The organism is Pseudoalteromonas sp. T1lg88, assembly GCF_002964765.1.
Taxonomy (GTDB): domain Bacteria; phylum Pseudomonadota; class Gammaproteobacteria; order Enterobacterales; family Alteromonadaceae; genus Pseudoalteromonas.
The window spans coordinates 1-16,167 of sequence record NZ_PQCF01000023.1 but is presented as its reverse complement, the minus strand read 5'-3'; the positions used below and the strand labels follow the sequence as shown (position 1 = coordinate 16,167).

Below are 16,167 nucleotides of genomic sequence, written 5' to 3'. Positions count from 1 at the left end.
TCTGGTGGTGCATATTTTATGCTTTTGCACTCATTTTAACCAAAGGTACTGCATAAGAATTCTTGTTTGGTTTTGTGTTGCTGGTGGTATTGGTTGTTAAATTAAGATCTTGTCGCGGTGGGTGAGCGCGTTAAGAAAATGGTCCGGTGGACTATTTTTAGCAAGCGAACGCCTTGAGCCAGTGAAAGGCCGGGGACGGCGCCCAAAGAGGGAGTGATTAATTTGGATGCAAGTAATTCGTCCATGAAGCTGGGTTCCTGTTCGTGACGAAGTTACGGCATACATGCCTCCACCTCCTCGCGCTGCGAAGCGGTGCTTCGGTCACTCGTCGCCCCCGCTTATCGCAGATCTCTTCGCCTTCAAGCGGCGAGAGTGCAATTATTCACTCTCTTATTTCCGCTTTCAGCCCTGCCTCGCTGTCTTAGCCACGCTTCGCAGCAAAAGCCGAGATCGAAAGCGCGAATTTTATCGGGATTTAGCTGATACATCTGTGTTTCAATTTAGGTTAACGCAAACTGTAAGTTCGATTAGAGCGAATAGCTGAATGCTCATCCTTCAACCGAAATCACAGTGTATACATCCATAATCGTTGAGTTTCTCCCATGGTCAGGAAAACGACCCAATGGGTCGTTTTTGTCGTGTCCACGTTTAGAGCAATGTAGCGTAACTTCAATGCTGGTATGCACTTACTAAATCTGTTATCAATGGTCATAGGACAAAAACGAGACAGCTTGCGGTAGAAAAACGACCCAATCGCTCGATATTAAATTGTTAGCACTCAAACGAGGTAAGTATGGAAACTATAGTTAAAACTAAAGAAGAGCTTGAGAAAGCAAAGAAATCTGGCGCAACGATAATCCTTGTCCAAGGGGAGTTAGCAGACAAGCTGAAAAAGTCAAAAAAAGTAGCAAAGCTAAGCGGTGCAGGTATCGCGGCATTAACGGCTGCGCTAGGCGTTGCAACCGTCACAGCCCCTGTAACTGGCGGCTTATCTTACCTTGCTGCCGCACCTGCCGCAGCGTTAACTGGTGTTGAGATAGCGGCGATTATTGCGGCTGCTTCTCTGGGTGTCGGCCTCATTATTGCCCTGTTTCTCGACTATGAAGAAATTGATTATTCAAAAGGTTCCCTGAAACTCAGAAAAAGACAAAAGCCATGAGTAAGTTTTTTCCAGGTCCCCCATATTTCTATATTTGCAAAAGCTGTGGTCACAAATTTACAAGGAAAGTAAAAATTGGGCTATTTTGCCCAGAATGCAAATCCTTGCGAGTGGTTGCCGATCCTAGAGTGTGCAAATAGTGCTAACAAGCGCATGTTGTCGGACTGGTTTTCCGCTACGCTCCAAACCAGCCGCAAATGCGGGCGTTATGTGTAGGACTTAATTCGAGAAAGGATAATATATGGGCAGTGAAAGCTTATTTACTCAATGTACAGGCTGCAATAAGAGTGTTTCAAAATCGGCCAAAAAATGCCCGGATTGTGGAAAAAGAATTAAGAAACTCAGTATTATCCACTGGGTCGGAATATTTTTTATAGCTTTGATAGTGATTGGCATTGCTAACTCGCCAAAGAGAAAAAATACTGAAATTCTTGCGGTCGAAAAAGTGCCTCTAGAGGAAAACATGGATTTGGAATACACATGGACTAAAGAAGCCTTTGGTTCAATTATGGAAGTTGACTTCATTATTACAAACAACAATGATGTTGATGTTAAAGATATTCAAATTGAATGTAACCATTTTGCAAAGAGTGGCACTGAAATAGATAGTAACAATCGAACTATCTATGAAGTTGTCAAACACGGAAGTAAGAAAAGATATCCTAACTTCAATATGGGCTTTATGCATTCACAAGCAGTAAAGTCCTCGTGCTTTGTAAAGAAAGTTTTAGAAGTTAAATAATTTCATTAAAAAGGAGAAGTTAAATGGCACTAATCGCATGCCCTGAATGTTCAGCTGACGTAAGTGATTCTGCATTAAATTGCGCAAAATGTGGGGTTCAGCTAAGAAAGCCAAAACGAGGATTTTTTGGCAAAATCATCAAATATACGTTCATTGTATTTAATTTACTTATGGGGTGGTGGCTTGTTGCAGGCATGGGAGCAGCGAGCGAGACTATTCAAACTGCAGGTAGTTCAGCCGAACAAGCAGGTGCTGCAATTGGAACGGGTTTGGGTGCGGCAATGATCATAGGTCTATGGGTTTTTGGCGATATCATTCTTGGACTATTCGTAATGCTTACCCGCCCCAAATCATAGATGCACCTAACAAGGTGCCAATAACCTCCGGCCGTTGAGCCCGGCGTTCACCGTCCGCTATTGGTGCTTAGCGTCCTATCGGAAATCTCAAGATTCACAGGCATCGATCTTCCCGTTTTGATTCGCGCTGGAGAAATCGGCTTTTGTTGTGGAGTCTGTCATTGATAGCGAGGCACGATGCCGAGCTAGATTTATCAGTACAGGGAGGTGCTGTTAAATCGCATCAATGACTAAGCGGAACGTTTAACAAAACGCTGAGTTCGTAAGCATTAGCGAATCACGGGTTCGCGGAGTTTCCAAAGAGGGAGTCGAATCACTCCCTCTTTGGTTGTCGTCGCCAACGCGACAAGATCTATCAGTCAAAACCACAGTCGGCGACTCGGCAAAATTTACTCAAAAGCACCTTTGTCGGCGCAGAGCACCGACCTACTTGCGGCCAAGCCAAACAACAAAAAGCGCCAGTCGGCGCCCCGACAAAAAGTTACAGATTACCCAAAAATCGCCCGCATCAAGCTAATGGTATCCGCCACACTGCGGCCTTTTTCCACTTCACTGATAATAGAATCACGTTTTGCGCGAATATGCTCGGGAATGCCTTCTTCGGCCAGGGCGCGGTCGACCAGCAGGGCAGCCGATTCCTTGGAGCGCTTTCTCGCCGTGCTGTTGGCGCTGGCCGGGCTCGCCTTAGGCTTGTGTAACAGCTTAAAGTAGTTGGATTGCTCCATGGCGTTTTTATCAAAGTAGTAGAACAGACACGGAAGCAGGGCCTTAATATCCACTAAGCGCTGTTCCTGCTCGTTATCCCCTTGCGCCATGGCGAACCATGGCTGGCGGGCCAGGGTGCAAACGATATCTTGCCAGTAGCGCTCAAAGTCGCGGTTGTTCAGTCTGGCAATATTCAATGCCGCGCATAGGGTATCGCTTTTGGCATTGGTAATGGGGGTGAACACATCGGGACGGCGCATCGCCAATAGGCGGGTGGCCGGGGCCAGGGTTGGCTTGTCATCGCTGCCGCTAAAGAGTTGCAGGTACGCAAGCACAAAGGCTTGGTAGTGCTCTAGGTTCACCTCGTCGGTGAGGGGGATATGTGCCAGTGCCGCCTCGACCGCCTGCGGTTGGTCGTCAAGAATTTGCGCAAAGGCCTTGTTGTTTTTGATGCCGGCAAAGAACTCCACATCAAAGCGATACACAGCCGGGTCGTGAGCGGCGGTGTGCTTGCCGATAAAGGCGAGGCGGTCTTCCTTGCTCATTTCCTGTAATGGCGTGCTTTTAATGCTGGCAATATGCTCGGCCAAGCTCAGGTGCTCAGCCAGCAATACACCTTCTTTATTTTGTTCAAGGTAGGCGCAGATCACCGGCCAAGGGGCAATACGCAGGGTTTTTAGCTGTAAAAAGCTAATCGCGTCCTTAAGTTGGGCTTGTAGTTTTTTCACCGTGGGCAGCTGCGTTGGCTCAAGCAAATCAAAGTTCAGGCGTTCGGTGGTCACATCAAGCAGCTCATAGGCCCAGCCGAGAAAGTCTTCAGGGTGGTGCTCTACTTTGACCGCCATCAGGTTAAGGCTGATGTCCGCCGCCTGTTTGAGGATATTCTGATAAATCTGACTTTCTTGTTCTGCCAGCGCCATTTTAGATGGCGAGATAAGCAACTTCTTCATGCTAGGTACTACGCTCCGCTTGATACATTACAGCCCCGACCGAGTCTGGTGATCCAGCGGGGCTGTGCATCATACTGAGATTGAGTTTTGTTGCAATATTGACATTCGCCTATTTATTTCAATGCTCTTAGCCGCGACTTCGCATTCGTAGCTAAGGAGTGGCCAACGCCATTTTTACAAAGCAATCACACCTGCGAGCCTCTAGGTTGCCGGTTAATATTTTTCCTTTATGTTTCTTGTGGATAGCAACTGCGTTATTCTTGCCACGAAACAACTACTTCGATTCAAAGGTGTGCAGAAGTCTCATGCTCATAGCCGCGGTTAACAACTCTTGGGCAAAACCAGCCTCGACTCTTTTCTTATCCACGTTTGCTTTATTGGCCCAATTTTATAGTCCGCAAGTCGCTGCAGATGAGGTGGCAATTTACCTTGGTTATACATTGGGTGCGAATGATGATGATCGCATAACGGCCATTTCATACAGCTTAGAGACCGAGCCATCTTTTACCTGGTTTGATGGTGTTGCATTCACTTATGGCGAGTTTAATGGCTTAGACAAGCATTATGGCTGGAATGAGTTCGATGATGTGCCCTATTTTTCAGCGGGCTTATATTGGCATCTATTGCAAGGGCAGCAAACCAGGCTTACTTTTGAGTTCGCCCCCACCTATGTAGATGGTAATTACTATTATGCTCACTACGTAGGAAGCCGCTGGCATTTTACATCCAGTCTTAGTTACACCTACTTTATTGCTCAGAGCGACGTGTTTACATCACTGCGCTACCAGCATACCTCTAACGGGGGGATTGAACCGCCGAACCCCGGGGTGGATGGCCTGGGTTTGCAACTTGGCTACCGTTGGTAAGCGGGAGCAGGCAGCTATCATCATATATTCATCCATCTCGACTACAATTACACTTTTATAGCCAATAGGTTATGCTACTAGTGTTGTCTCAAAAGGAACGAGGTTAAGCATGAAAACCCTTGCCAAGGTATTAGGTATTATTATTGTCGTGATCATCGGCTTGTTGATCGCGATTCCATTTTTTATTCCGGTCGATGCCATCTTTACTAAGGTGTCCGAGCAGGTGGAGAAAACCACCGGCCGTACTTTGACCATTGCCGGTGATAAAAACTTAGCGATTTTCCCGTCGCTACGCCTGGAGCTCAATGATGTCAGTTTTAGCAACATGGCCGACGGCTCACGCGCCAACATGGCGACCATGAAGCAGCTGGATATTCATATTCCCTGGACGTCACTCTTCTCCGGTGAAGTGAAGCTGGATAAGTTCGTTATTCGCGAACCGGATGTCTTGCTGGAGACCAATGCTCAGGGCAAGGGCAACTGGCAGTTGTTTGATAAGGTGGCCGAGCAGCAACCTGAGCAAACGAAATCTGGACAGGTTAGCCTTCCTGAAAACTTCGATATCGAACTCGGTGAAGTCGCCATCTATGGCGGTCAATTTACCTACCTTGATGGCCAAACCGGTGCCAAGCAGCAAATTTCCGACCTGGAACTGGCGGTGTTATTGCAATCACTGCGTAAACCGCTGGAGCTGAAAGGTGGCATTACCTATATGGCGCGGCGCTTTAACCTGGATGTGGTGGTCGATAACCCTATTAAAGCCATTGAAGGACGCCCGTTTGCGGTAACTAAAACCGTCGAGTCGGATTTGGTTAATGTTGAATTTAAGGGGCAAATCGCCGATCAGGGCCAAAATATTAGCGGTACTTTGCATCTTGATGGCGACTCGGTAAAAGACATCGCCAAGTGGCAGGGTGTTGAGCTTGATGCCAAGGATAACGCCTTTAATGCCTTCAGTGTTGATGGCAGCATGCAGATGCAAGGTCAGTCCTTGACCATTAATAAGCTAGTGGCCAAGCTTGATGAGCTTGCCATCGAGGGTATGAGTACCATCAACCTGGGTGAGCGTTTGGCGATTAATGCCAATGTTGACCTCGGCATGTTGGACCTAAACCCGTATCTACCTGAACCAACTGAAGCAGCAGAAGCGCCAGCTGAAAAACCGGCCGAGGATGCCAAGGGCGATGCCAAGGCTCAGCCAATCGTCTGGGATAACACCAAGATGGACCTGTCAGCACTTAATAGCCTGGATGCCAACGTGGTGGTGCGTTCAAGCGGCTTAAAGGCACGCGACATTACCCTAGGGGAAAACCAGTTCACCTTGAAACTACAAAATGCCGTGGCGAATTTAAGCATGGATAAGTTTGTGGCCTATGAAGGCCAGGGTAAAGGTACTGTGATGCTTAACGCCAAACAGGCGCCGTATCAAATCAATACTAACTTCAGTCTGGCAGGCATCAATGCTGAGCCGCTGCTAACCGATGCAGCCAAGTTCGATAAGCTGATGGGCAAGGGCTCTATTGATTGGCAGTTGAGTACACGGGGCCAAAGCCAAAAAGACTTTGTGAATGCCTTAGCGGGTAAACTGAGCTTTAACTTTGCCGACGGTGCAGTGAAAGGGGCCAACGTGGCTGAGCTGGTGCGTAAGGCCAAGGAGTTGATCAAGGGTAACACCGCAGCGCTGGCCGATGGTTTAAATACCGGCTATGACGAGTCGCAAAAAACAGACTTTACCGCGCTAACGGGTAGCATGACGTTTACCAATGGTGTGGGCACTAACTCAGACCTGTCTTTGCAGAGCCCGCTTGTTCGTATCTCGGGTGAGGGTGAGGTGGATTTACCGGCGACCGAAGTGAACTATCGTTTAGTTACCGGTATCGTCGATTCCATCGAAGGTCAGGGCACCACGGATGACAGCACAGGCTTTAAAATTCCGATGCGTATTAAGGGCCCATTCCACGATGTGGGCATTAAGCTAGACGTGGCCGATGCGGCCAAGGAAGAAGCCAAAGAAAAAGTTAAAGACAAGGTAAAAGATAAGCTCAAGGGCTTGTTTGGTGGTTAATTGACCCCATATAGAAATTTAGCAACAGGGCGCTTTATGCGCCCTGTTTGTTTTGTAAGCAATTGAACCTTGGGGCAATTGAATGACTGGTAGGGGAAAAGGCCAGCTTAAGGGCATTTATCGCAGGCGAATATGCGTGTAGATACAGCCCCTTGGTCGGGAAATTAATTAAAAATTAGCCTACCTTTTGCGCGCCATTACTGATACAATTGCCCGCCCTCAGCAGTCATACAGCATAAAAGTTGCCTGATTATTGAGCGGATAAAATATTTAATGCCTTAATTTTTAAAGAGATTTAGGCTGTTTGTAACTACACCGGAGCATCTAAAATGATCCAAATGCAAACTCAGCTGGACGTTGCTGATAACAGCGGCGCTCGCAAAGTGCAGTGTATTAAAGTCCTTGGCGGTTCACACCGTCGTTACGCATCGGTTGGTGACATCATTAAGGTTTCTGTTAAAGAAGCTATTCCTCGCGGTAAAGTGAAGAAAGGTGATGTTAAAAACGCAGTAGTTGTGCGTACCAAAAAAGGCGTTCGTCGTCCAGACGGTTCTTTGATCCGTTTCGATAGCAATGCTGCAGTTATCCTTAACGATAACCTTCAGCCAATCGGAACTCGTATCTTCGGCCCTGTGACTCGTGAACTTCGTACTGAAAAGTTCATGAAGATCGTTTCACTAGCACCAGAAGTACTATAAGGAGTCGATCATGGCAGCAAAAATCCGTCGTGATGACGAAGTAATCGTACTAGCCGGTAAAGACAAAGGTAAGCGCGGTAAAGTGCTTTCAGTTGTAACTGAAACTGGTCGAGTATTTGTTGAAGGCGTAAACCTTATCAAGAAGCACCAAAAGCCTGTTCCTCAGTTGAACCAAGCTGGCGGTATTGTTGAGAAAGAAGCGTCTATCGACGTATCAAACGTTGCGATCTACAACTCGGAAACGGGTAAAGCAGATCGTGTGGGTTTCAAGTTTGAAGATGGCAAGAAAGTGCGTATCTTCAAATCTACTGGTAAAACTATTTAATAGTTGGAGTAGAAGATGGCGAAACTGCATGAAGTATACAAAGACAAAGTAGTAGCAGAACTTCAACAGAAGTTTGGTTACAGCTCTGTCATGCAAGTCCCTCAGATCGAAAAGATCACATTAAACATGGGTGTGGGCGAAGCCCTAGCTGATAAGAAAATTCTAGAAAACGCTGTTGCGGACCTAGAAGCAATCTCTGGTCAGAAGCCTCTAATCACTAAAGCTCGCAAGTCAGTTGCAGGCTTTAAGATCCGTGAAGGCTACCCAATTGGTTGTAAAGTAACCCTACGTGGCGAGCGTATGTGGGACTTCTTTGAGCGTTTGGTTTCAATCGCTATCCCGCGTATTCGCGATTTCCGTGGTGTAAGCGCTAAGTCTTTTGACGGTCGCGGTAACTACAGCATGGGCGTACGTGAGCAAATCATCTTCCCAGAAATTGATTATGATAAAGTAGATCGCGTTCGTGGTCTTGATATCACTATCACTACTTCTGCGAAAACGAATGATGAAGGCCGTGCGTTGTTAGAAGCGTTTAACTTCCCATTCAAGAAATAAGGGTAGGGTTATGGCAAAGAATTCAATGAAAGCGCGCGAAGCAAAGCGCACTAAATTAGTAGCACAGTACGCTGAAAAGCGTGCGGCACTTAAAGCTATCATCAGCGATGTTAACACATCAGATGAAGAGCGTTGGGACGCGGTTCTGAAACTTCAGAGTCTACCGCGTGATTCTAGCCCTGCACGTCAACGTAATCGTTGTAACATCACGGGCCGCCCACATGGTTACCTTCGCAAGTTCGGCCTAAGCCGTATCAAATTACGCGAAGCTGCTATGCGCGGTGAAGTTCCTGGCCTTAAAAAGGCTAGTTGGTAATAGAATCACGGGAGTAAGACTATGAGCTTGCAAGATCCTATTGCGGATTTGTTCACACGTATCCGTAACGGCCAGACTGCGAAGAAGGTTTCTGTTTCAATGCCATCTTCAAAGCTGAAAGTAGCAGTTGCTAAAGTGCTAACTGATGAAGGTTATGTATCTGGTTACTCTGTAACTGAAGGTGCTAAGCCTGAGCTTGCTATCGAACTTAAGTACTTCGAAGGCAAAGCTGTAATCGAAAATATCCAGCGTGTTAGTCGCCCTGGTCTACGCATCTATAAGAAGCGTGACGAATTACCTAAGGTAATGGGTGGTCTAGGTATCGCTATCGTATCAACTTCTAAAGGCCTAATGACTGACCGTGCTGCACGTAGTGCTGGCGTTGGCGGTGAAATCATTGGCTTTGTAGCGTAATCGGAGGGGACTATGTCGCGTATAGCAAAGGCACCTATTAATGTTCCTGCCGGTGTAGAAATCACGCTAAAAGGCCAGGATATCACAGTTAAAGGTAAGAACGGCGAACTTAGCCGTACGATCCACGAGGCTGTTGAAGTTTCATTCGAAGAGAACGTAATCAAAACGAACCCAGTTGAAGGCGTTGCTAACGCTTGGGCTCAAGCTGGTACTGCTCGTGCACTTATCAACAACATGATTGTTGGTGTAAACGACGGTTACGAGAAGAAGCTACAACTTGTTGGTGTTGGTTACCGTGCTGCGGTAAAGGGTAACGTACTAGATCTAACTCTAGGTTTCTCACACCCAGTAAACTTCGAGATCCCAGCGGGCGTCACTATTGAAGCTCCAAGTCAAACTGAGATCGTTGTTAAGGGCGCAGACAAGCAGCTAGTTGGTCAAACTGCTGCGAACATTCGTTCATACCGTGAGCCAGAGCCTTATAAAGGTAAAGGTGTACGTTATGCTGACGAACACGTGCGTCGTAAAGAGGCTAAGAAGAAGTAAGGTAAGACGATGGATAAGAAAACAGCTCGTCTACGTCGTGCTAAGCGCACCCGTAGAAATTTTATTGAACAAGGCAAAACTCGTCTTGTTATCCACCGCACGCCACGTCACATTTACGCTCAGGTAATTAGCCCTGAGGGTACTGTACTGGCTGCTGCTTCTACTGTTGAAAAAGCAATTGCTGAAACAGTTAAAGGCACAGGCAACATCGAAGCTGCGCAAGCAGTGGGTAAAGCAGTTGCTGAACGTGCGGCTGAAAAAGGCGTTAGCGCAAGCATCGCTTTTGACCGCAGTGGCTTTAAATATCACGGCCGTGTGAAGGCGCTTGCTGATGCAGCGCGTGAAGCCGGTTTGCAATTCTAGGAGTAGACAATGGCTAACGTAGAAGCAAAGCAACAACAGCCTGATTTGGCTGAAAAGCTAATCGCGGTAAACCGTGTGTCTAAAGTGGTTAAAGGTGGTCGTATCTTTAGCTTCACTGCACTAACAGTAGTTGGTGACGGCGCAGGTAAAGTAGGTTTTGGTTATGGTAAAGCACGTGAAGTTCCTGCTGCTATTCAAAAAGCAATGGAAAAAGCACGTCGCAACATGATCAACGTAGACCTTAAAGGTAATACACTTCAGCACCCTATCAAGGGTCGTCACGCTGGTTCTAAAGTGTACATGCAGCCTGCATCTGAAGGTACAGGTATCATCGCCGGTGGTGCGATGCGTGCAGTACTAGAAGTAGCTGGTGTACAGAACGTATTATCAAAGGCTTACGGTTCGACTAACCCGATCAACGTTGTTCGCGCAACAATTTCTGCTCTTGAGAACATGAAATCTCCAGAAGCAATTGCTGCGAAACGTGGTCTTAACGTTGAAGAGATTTTGGGGTAAGACACCATGGCAAACACAGTAAAAGTAACTCAAGTACGTAGCTCTATCGGTCGTTTACCGAAGCATAAAGCTACATTACGTGGCCTTGGTTTACGTCGTATCAACCACACTGTAGAGCTAGAAGATACGCCTTCAGTACGTGGTATGATCAACCAAGTTTCTTACATGGTTAAGGTTGAGGGGTAATTCGATGAACTTGAATACACTTTCTCCTGCTGCGGGTTCTAAAACACCTAAGAAACGTCTTGGTCGTGGTATTGGTTCTGGTCTAGGTAAAACTGGTGGCCGTGGTCACAAAGGTCAGAAATCACGTTCAGGCGGTAAAGTACGCGTTGGTTTTGAAGGCGGTCAAATGCCTATGCAACGTCGTCTACCTAAGTTTGGTTTCACTTCACGTAAGTCGCTTGCGTCTACTGAAGTAAATCTATTCGAAATCGCTAAAGTTGAAGGCGATGTGGTAGATCTAAACGCGTTACAAGCAGCTGGTCTGGTTAAGAAGAACATCCAGTTCGTTAAAGTAGTTAAATCTGGCGAAGTTTCTCGCGCGGTTACCGTTAAAGGTCTTAAAGTGACTCAAGGTGCTCGTGCGGCGATTGAAGCTGCCGGAGGCAAGGTAGAAGAGTAAGGAAGTACTTTATGGCTAAACCAGGTCAAAATATGCAAAGTGCACAAAGTGGGCTTGCGGAGTTGAAGCGTCGTTTACTATTTGTTCTCGGAGCTATCATCATTTACCGTCTAGGTTCATTCGTGCCGATCCCTGGGATTGACGCCGCTGTACTTGCCGAATTCTTCGAGCAACAAAAGGGCACCATTGTTGAGATGTTCAACATGTTCAGTGGTGGTGCGCTTGAGCGTGCTTCAGTGCTTGCACTGGGTATTATGCCGTACATCTCGGCCTCGATTATCATGCAACTATTAACGCATATACATCCTGCGATGATAGAGCTGAAAAAAGAGGGTGAGGCTGGGCGTAAGAAAATTAGCCAGTACACGCGTTATGGTACGCTCGTGCTTGCTACATTCCAATCAATCGGTATTGCTACTGGCTTACCGAACATGATGGAAGGGTTAGTTGTTAACCCTGGCTTTGGTTTCTATTTCACCGCTGTGGTGAGCTTAGTAACCGGCTGTATGTTCCTCATGTGGTTGGGCGAACAAATTACAGAACGTGGTATCGGTAACGGTATCTCAGTGCTGATTTTTGTTGGTATCGTAGCTAACCTGCCGTCTGCTATTGGTTCGACAGCCGAAATGGCGCGCCAAGGTGAATTGAACATTTTGGTACTGGTATTGATTGCGGTAATCGTATTTGCCGTTACTTACTTGGTGGTTTTCTTTGAACGTGGTCAACGTCGTATCGTTGTTAACTACGCGAAGCGCCAACAAGGTCGTCAGGTGTACGCTGCTCAAAGCACACACTTGCCGTTAAAAGTGAATATGGCTGGGGTTATTCCACCAATCTTTGCTAGTAGTATCATTCTGTTCCCTGGTACAATTGCAAGCTGGTTCGGCCAGGGTGAAGGTCCTGTAGCTGACGTGTTACAAGCTATCTCAACAGCGTTGACCCCAGGTCAGCCTCTGTATGCGATGGTCTTGGCAGCGGCTATTATCTTTTTCTGCTTTTTCTATACTGCGTTGGTGTTCAACCCGCGTGAAACTGCAGATAACCTGAAAAAATCTGGTGCATTTATTCCAGGTATTCGTCCAGGTGAGCAGACATCGAAATACATTGATAAAGTAATGACACGCCTGACATTGGCAGGTGCCTTGTATATTACCTTTATCTGTCTGGTGCCCGAGTTTATGACCATGGCATGGCAAACGCCATTCTACTTCGGCGGTACATCAATTTTGATTATCGTTGTTGTGATCATGGACTTTATGGCACAAGTACAGACCCATCTGATGTCACATCAGTATGATTCTGTGCTGAAAAAAGCGAACCTTAAAGGCTACGGCCGCTAAGGTCTGTTACGGAGTTGAGTAATGAAAGTACGTGCTTCCGTTAAGAAAATCTGCCGTAACTGCAAAGTAATCAAGCGTGCTGGTGTAGTACGCGTGATCTGCAGTGAGCCTAAGCACAAGCAAAGGCAAGGCTAATTAAACAGTCATGCAGGCTGAGTATCCTACTCGGCCTGTGTTTTTAATATTGGTTTGGTTATCGCTTGAGTATCCTTACGGGCTTTTCAAGAAGATGATTACCAAACTTTAAAATAGGAGATGTGTTAGTGGCCCGTATAGCTGGCATTAACGTTCCTGACCATAAGCATGCAGTTATTGGTTTAACAGCAATTTATGGTGTAGGTAAAACTCGCGCTAAGGCGATCTTAGCTGCGACTGGTATCGCCGAAACCACAAAAATCGGTGAACTTTCAGACGAAACACTTGACGTACTTCGTGAAGAAGTTGGCAAGTACACTGTTGAAGGTGATCTTCGTCGTGAAGTTACTTTGAACATCAAGCGTCTTATGGACCTTGGTTGCTTCCGTGGCTTACGTCACCGTCGTTCGCTTCCACTTCGTGGTCAGCGTACTAAGACTAACGCGCGTACTCGTAAGGGTCCTCGCAAGCCTATCAAGAAATAAGGTGGGGTAAGTTATGGCTAAAGCACCAATTCGTCGTAAGAAGGTAAAAAAGCAAGTTGCTGATGGTATGGCTCACGTTCATGCTTCTTTCAACAACACTATTGTTACTATTACAGACCGTCAAGGTAATGCACTATCATGGGCAACTGCCGGTGGTTCAGGTTTCCGTGGTTCACGTAAATCTACTCCATTCGCTGCTCAGGTAGCTGCAGAGCGTGCAGGTACTGCTGCTCAAGAATACGGTTTAAAGAACCTAGAAGTTTTCATTAAAGGTCCAGGTCCAGGCCGTGAGTCTGCTGTACGTGCATTGAACGCTGCTGGTTTCCGTATCACCAACATCACTGACGTGACGCCAATCCCTCATAACGGTTGTCGTCCACCGAAGAAACGTCGCGTATAACAATAGGTTAGGAGAAAGAACATGGCAAGATATTTGGGCCCTAAGCTCAAGCTAAGTCGTCGTGAAGGTACTGACCTGTTCCTTAAGAGCGGCGTACGAGCTATCGACTCTAAGTGTAAGCTAGAGAACGCACCTGGTCAGCACGGCGCCCGTAAAGGTCGTCTATCTGACTACGGTCTACAGCTACGTGAAAAGCAAAAGGTTCGTCGTATGTACGGCATCCTTGAGAAGCAATTCCGTAACTACTACAAAGAAGCTGCTCGCCTTAAAGGCAACACAGGTGAAAACCTACTTCAGCTTCTAGAGCAACGTCTAGACAATGTTGTATATCGCATGGGTTTTGCAAGCACACGTGCTGAAGCACGTCAGCTAGTAAGCCACAAAGCGGTTATGGTTAATGGTCGTGTTGTTAACATTCCTTCTTTCAACGTTTCTCCTGAAGACCAGGTAGAAATCCGTGAGAAGTCTAAGAAACAAGCGCGTATCGTAGCAGCTCTAGAATTGGCTGAGCAACGTGAAAAGCCAACTTGGGTTGAAGTTGACGGTAAGAAAATGGAAGGTACTTTCAAGCGCCTACCTGAGCGTTCTGATCTGTCTGCGGACATTAACGAACAACTAATCGTCGAACTTTACTCGAAGTAAAGTTAAGAGTTAAGAGAGGATAAAATGCAGGGTTCTGTAACCGAATTCCTAAAACCAAGGTTAGTCGATATCGACGCTATCAACCCGACTCGTTCAAAAGTGGTTCTTGAGCCGCTTGAGCGTGGTTTTGGTCACACTCTAGGAAACGCACTACGTCGTATTCTGTTGTCATCTATGCCTGGATGTGCAGTTACTGAGGTAGAAATTGATGGCGTTTTACATGAGTACAGCGCGAAAGAAGGCGTACAAGAAGACATCATTGAAATCCTGCTAAACCTGAAAGGGTTGGCGGTAAATATCGAAGGCAAAGATGAAGTTTTTCTGACCCTGACTAAATCTGGTGTAGGCCCTGTGACTGCGGCAGATATTCAGCACGATGGCGACGTAACAATCGCTAACCCTGATCACGTAATTTGTCACCTAACGACAAATAATAGCGAGATCAGCATGCGTATTCGTGTTGAGCGTGGTCGTGGTTATGTACCAGCGTCTAGCCGCGTATCCTCTGAAGACGATGAGCGTCCAATCGGCCGTCTGTTGCTTGATGCATCATTCAGTCCGGTTGAGCGTATTGCGTACTCGGTTGAATCAGCACGTGTTGAACAACGTACTGACTTAGACAAGCTAATCATTGATATGGAAACGAACGGCACTTTAGATCCTGAAGAAGCGATCCGCCGTGCGTCAACTATTCTTGCTGAGCAATTAGAAGCATTCGTAGACTTACGTGATGTTTCTGAGCCAGAAGAGAAAGAAGAGAAGCCAGAATTCGATCCTATTCTGCTTCGTCCAGTTGATGATCTTGAACTAACAGTTCGTTCAGCAAACTGCTTGAAAGCCGAGCAAATTCAATATATCGGTGATTTAGTACAGCGTACCGAAGTTGAGCTTCTTAAGACACCTAACTTAGGTAAGAAGTCTCTAACTGAGATCAAAGACGTGCTTGCATCACGTGGTCTTTCTCTGGGCATGCGCCTAGAAAACTGGCCGCCAGCAAGCCTAGCTGAGTAATCTAGATCACTATATTTAGTTTAGTTAGAAGGATAGGGTCATGCGCCATCGTAAGAGTGGTCGTCAATTAAACCGTAACAGCAGCCATCGCAAAGCGATGTTCAGCAATATGGCTGGTTCTTTGGTGAAGCACGAAATCATCAAAACAACATTGCCTAAAGCGAAAGAGCTGCGCCGTGTAATTGAACCTTTAATCACACTGGCTAAGACTGATAGCGTTGCAAACCGCCGTTTAGCGTTTGCTCGCACGCGTGATAAAGAAGTTGTTGGTAAGTTGTTCAGCGAGATTGGTCCTCGCTACGAAAGCCGTCCTGGTGGCTACACTCGTATTTTGAAGTGTGGTTTCCGTGCTGGCGACAATGCACCAATGGCTTACATTGAACTAGTAGATCGCCCAGTTGCGACTGAAGAAGTTCAAGAAGACGCGCAGTCTGCAGAGTAAGTCTTAAAAAGACACAAAAAGCCGAGCTTATGCTCGGCTTTTTCTTTATATGGCCAAAATAAAACGTTTCCCTCTTCTATATATAGCTATTTGGCTACTCCTTTCTCTATATAAAACAAGCTAAATGTAACCAAATAGATCTAAAACAGATCTTTAACCGTTAAATACATCGGTTTTAGTTTCTTTTTTGCGCAAACGATCCATTTTTGGCAATTTTCTTTAAAAAAGGGGTTGCGTCGAAATCGAATCTCCCTATAATGCGACCCCACTGAGACGGCAGGCAGCAACGCATAGCGAGGCGCTAGCGGCTCAGGGAGTCAAATAAAACTTAAGTTTAGAAACTTTAAACTTTCTCAAAATTAAGTGTTGACAACAAATCAGGGTTGAGTAGAATGCACAGCCCTCGAGACGCGAAAGCAACTCGAAACGTTCTTTAAAAATATGAAGCAATCATCTGTGTGGGCACTCGTACAGATTGAGTTCTAACAGCAGATTCTAGTTCGCTAGATGA

The 16,167-nt window shown here is 46.4% G+C and carries 23 protein-coding genes; 22 read left to right on the top strand and 1 reads right to left on the bottom strand.

What is annotated here, in order from left to right:
* Nucleotides 1-793 precede the first annotated feature (793 nt).
* From C2M34_RS07475 to C2M34_RS07465, 3 genes are all read left to right on the top strand, one after another.
* Nucleotides 794-1,159: a hypothetical protein gene (locus C2M34_RS07475; RefSeq protein WP_105258444.1), complete on the top strand. Its 366-nt coding sequence runs from the start codon at nt 794-796 to the stop codon at nt 1,157-1,159.
* A 241-nt stretch (nt 1,160-1,400) separates the two neighbouring features.
* Nucleotides 1,401-1,901, top strand: coding sequence for a zinc ribbon domain-containing protein (locus C2M34_RS07470; protein ID WP_105258443.1), 501 nt, complete (start codon nt 1,401-1,403; stop codon nt 1,899-1,901).
* Nucleotides 1,902-1,924: 23 nt separating this feature from the next.
* Nucleotides 1,925-2,257, top strand: a complete 333-nt coding sequence (locus tag C2M34_RS07465; RefSeq protein ID WP_105258442.1) for a hypothetical protein — start codon at nt 1,925-1,927, stop codon at nt 2,255-2,257.
* Nucleotides 2,258-2,745: 488 nt separating this feature from the next.
* Here C2M34_RS07465 and C2M34_RS07460 read toward each other — a convergent pair whose 3' ends face one another.
* Complete coding sequence (locus C2M34_RS07460) at nt 2,746-3,912, bottom strand: hypothetical protein (protein WP_105215375.1); 1,167 nt, start codon at nt 3,910-3,912, stop codon at nt 2,746-2,748.
* 305 nt (nt 3,913-4,217) lie between these two features.
* On the opposite strand from C2M34_RS07460, the gene C2M34_RS07455 reads away from it, so the two are divergent.
* From C2M34_RS07455 to rplQ, 19 genes are all read left to right on the top strand, one after another.
* Nucleotides 4,218-4,778 carry an acyloxyacyl hydrolase gene (locus C2M34_RS07455; protein ID WP_105200325.1) on the top strand — a complete coding sequence of 187 codons (561 nt, stop codon included), beginning with the start codon at nt 4,218-4,220 and terminating at the stop codon, nt 4,776-4,778.
* 109 nt (nt 4,779-4,887) lie between these two features.
* Nucleotides 4,888-6,843 (top strand): AsmA family protein, encoded by a 1,956-nt coding sequence (locus C2M34_RS07450; protein ID WP_105258441.1) that lies wholly within the window; start codon nt 4,888-4,890, stop codon nt 6,841-6,843.
* A 329-nt stretch (nt 6,844-7,172) separates the two neighbouring features.
* Complete coding sequence (gene rplN, locus C2M34_RS07445; RefSeq protein WP_105189441.1) at nt 7,173-7,541, top strand: 50S ribosomal protein L14; 369 nt, start codon at nt 7,173-7,175, stop codon at nt 7,539-7,541.
* A gap of 10 nt (nt 7,542-7,551) precedes the next feature.
* Nucleotides 7,552-7,866, top strand: a complete 315-nt coding sequence (gene rplX / locus C2M34_RS07440; protein ID WP_105189440.1) for a 50S ribosomal protein L24 — start codon at nt 7,552-7,554, stop codon at nt 7,864-7,866.
* 15 nt (nt 7,867-7,881) lie between these two features.
* Nucleotides 7,882-8,421 (top strand): 50S ribosomal protein L5, encoded by a 540-nt coding sequence (gene rplE / locus C2M34_RS07435; protein ID WP_105189439.1) that lies wholly within the window; start codon nt 7,882-7,884, stop codon nt 8,419-8,421.
* 10 nt (nt 8,422-8,431) lie between these two features.
* Complete coding sequence (gene rpsN / locus C2M34_RS07430; RefSeq protein WP_105200323.1) at nt 8,432-8,737, top strand: 30S ribosomal protein S14; 306 nt, start codon at nt 8,432-8,434, stop codon at nt 8,735-8,737.
* 21 nt (nt 8,738-8,758) lie between these two features.
* Entirely contained in the window at nt 8,759-9,151 is a 393-nt protein-coding gene (rpsH, locus tag C2M34_RS07425; protein ID WP_105189437.1) for a 30S ribosomal protein S8, read from the top strand.
* A 12-nt stretch (nt 9,152-9,163) separates the two neighbouring features.
* Complete coding sequence (rplF, locus tag C2M34_RS07420) at nt 9,164-9,697, top strand: 50S ribosomal protein L6 (protein WP_105200322.1); 534 nt, start codon at nt 9,164-9,166, stop codon at nt 9,695-9,697.
* 9 nt (nt 9,698-9,706) lie between these two features.
* Nucleotides 9,707-10,060 (top strand): 50S ribosomal protein L18, encoded by a 354-nt coding sequence (gene rplR / locus C2M34_RS07415; RefSeq protein ID WP_105200321.1) that lies wholly within the window; start codon nt 9,707-9,709, stop codon nt 10,058-10,060.
* A gap of 9 nt (nt 10,061-10,069) precedes the next feature.
* Complete coding sequence (gene rpsE, locus C2M34_RS07410) at nt 10,070-10,576, top strand: 30S ribosomal protein S5 (protein WP_105200320.1); 507 nt, start codon at nt 10,070-10,072, stop codon at nt 10,574-10,576.
* 6 nt (nt 10,577-10,582) lie between these two features.
* Nucleotides 10,583-10,762 carry a 50S ribosomal protein L30 gene (rpmD, locus tag C2M34_RS07405; protein WP_105189433.1) on the top strand — a complete coding sequence of 60 codons (180 nt, stop codon included), beginning with the start codon at nt 10,583-10,585 and terminating at the stop codon, nt 10,760-10,762.
* Between the two features lie 4 nt (nt 10,763-10,766).
* Nucleotides 10,767-11,201 carry a 50S ribosomal protein L15 gene (gene rplO, locus C2M34_RS07400; RefSeq protein ID WP_105200319.1) on the top strand — a complete coding sequence of 145 codons (435 nt, stop codon included), beginning with the start codon at nt 10,767-10,769 and terminating at the stop codon, nt 11,199-11,201.
* A gap of 11 nt (nt 11,202-11,212) precedes the next feature.
* Entirely contained in the window at nt 11,213-12,541 is a 1,329-nt protein-coding gene (gene secY / locus C2M34_RS07395) for a preprotein translocase subunit SecY (protein WP_105189431.1), read from the top strand.
* A gap of 21 nt (nt 12,542-12,562) precedes the next feature.
* A complete protein-coding gene (gene rpmJ, locus C2M34_RS07390) occupies nt 12,563-12,676 on the top strand; it encodes a 50S ribosomal protein L36 (protein ID WP_002959476.1) in 114 nt (37 codons plus the stop codon).
* 128 nt (nt 12,677-12,804) lie between these two features.
* Nucleotides 12,805-13,161: a 30S ribosomal protein S13 gene (gene rpsM / locus C2M34_RS07385; protein ID WP_105200318.1), complete on the top strand. Its 357-nt coding sequence runs from the start codon at nt 12,805-12,807 to the stop codon at nt 13,159-13,161.
* Between the two features lie 13 nt (nt 13,162-13,174).
* Nucleotides 13,175-13,561 carry a 30S ribosomal protein S11 gene (rpsK, locus tag C2M34_RS07380; RefSeq protein ID WP_022943956.1) on the top strand — a complete coding sequence of 129 codons (387 nt, stop codon included), beginning with the start codon at nt 13,175-13,177 and terminating at the stop codon, nt 13,559-13,561.
* Between the two features lie 21 nt (nt 13,562-13,582).
* The gene (gene rpsD / locus C2M34_RS07375) at nt 13,583-14,203 is read left to right on the top strand and encodes a 30S ribosomal protein S4 (protein WP_105200317.1); all 621 of its coding nucleotides are present in this window, start codon (nt 13,583-13,585) and stop codon (nt 14,201-14,203) included.
* A gap of 24 nt (nt 14,204-14,227) precedes the next feature.
* On the top strand, nt 14,228-15,214 hold the full coding sequence (locus C2M34_RS07370) for a DNA-directed RNA polymerase subunit alpha (protein ID WP_105189428.1): 987 nt from the start codon (nt 14,228-14,230) through the stop codon (nt 15,212-15,214).
* A 40-nt stretch (nt 15,215-15,254) separates the two neighbouring features.
* Nucleotides 15,255-15,656 (top strand): 50S ribosomal protein L17, encoded by a 402-nt coding sequence (gene rplQ, locus C2M34_RS07365; protein WP_105200316.1) that lies wholly within the window; start codon nt 15,255-15,257, stop codon nt 15,654-15,656.
* Nucleotides 15,657-16,167 lie beyond the last annotated feature (511 nt).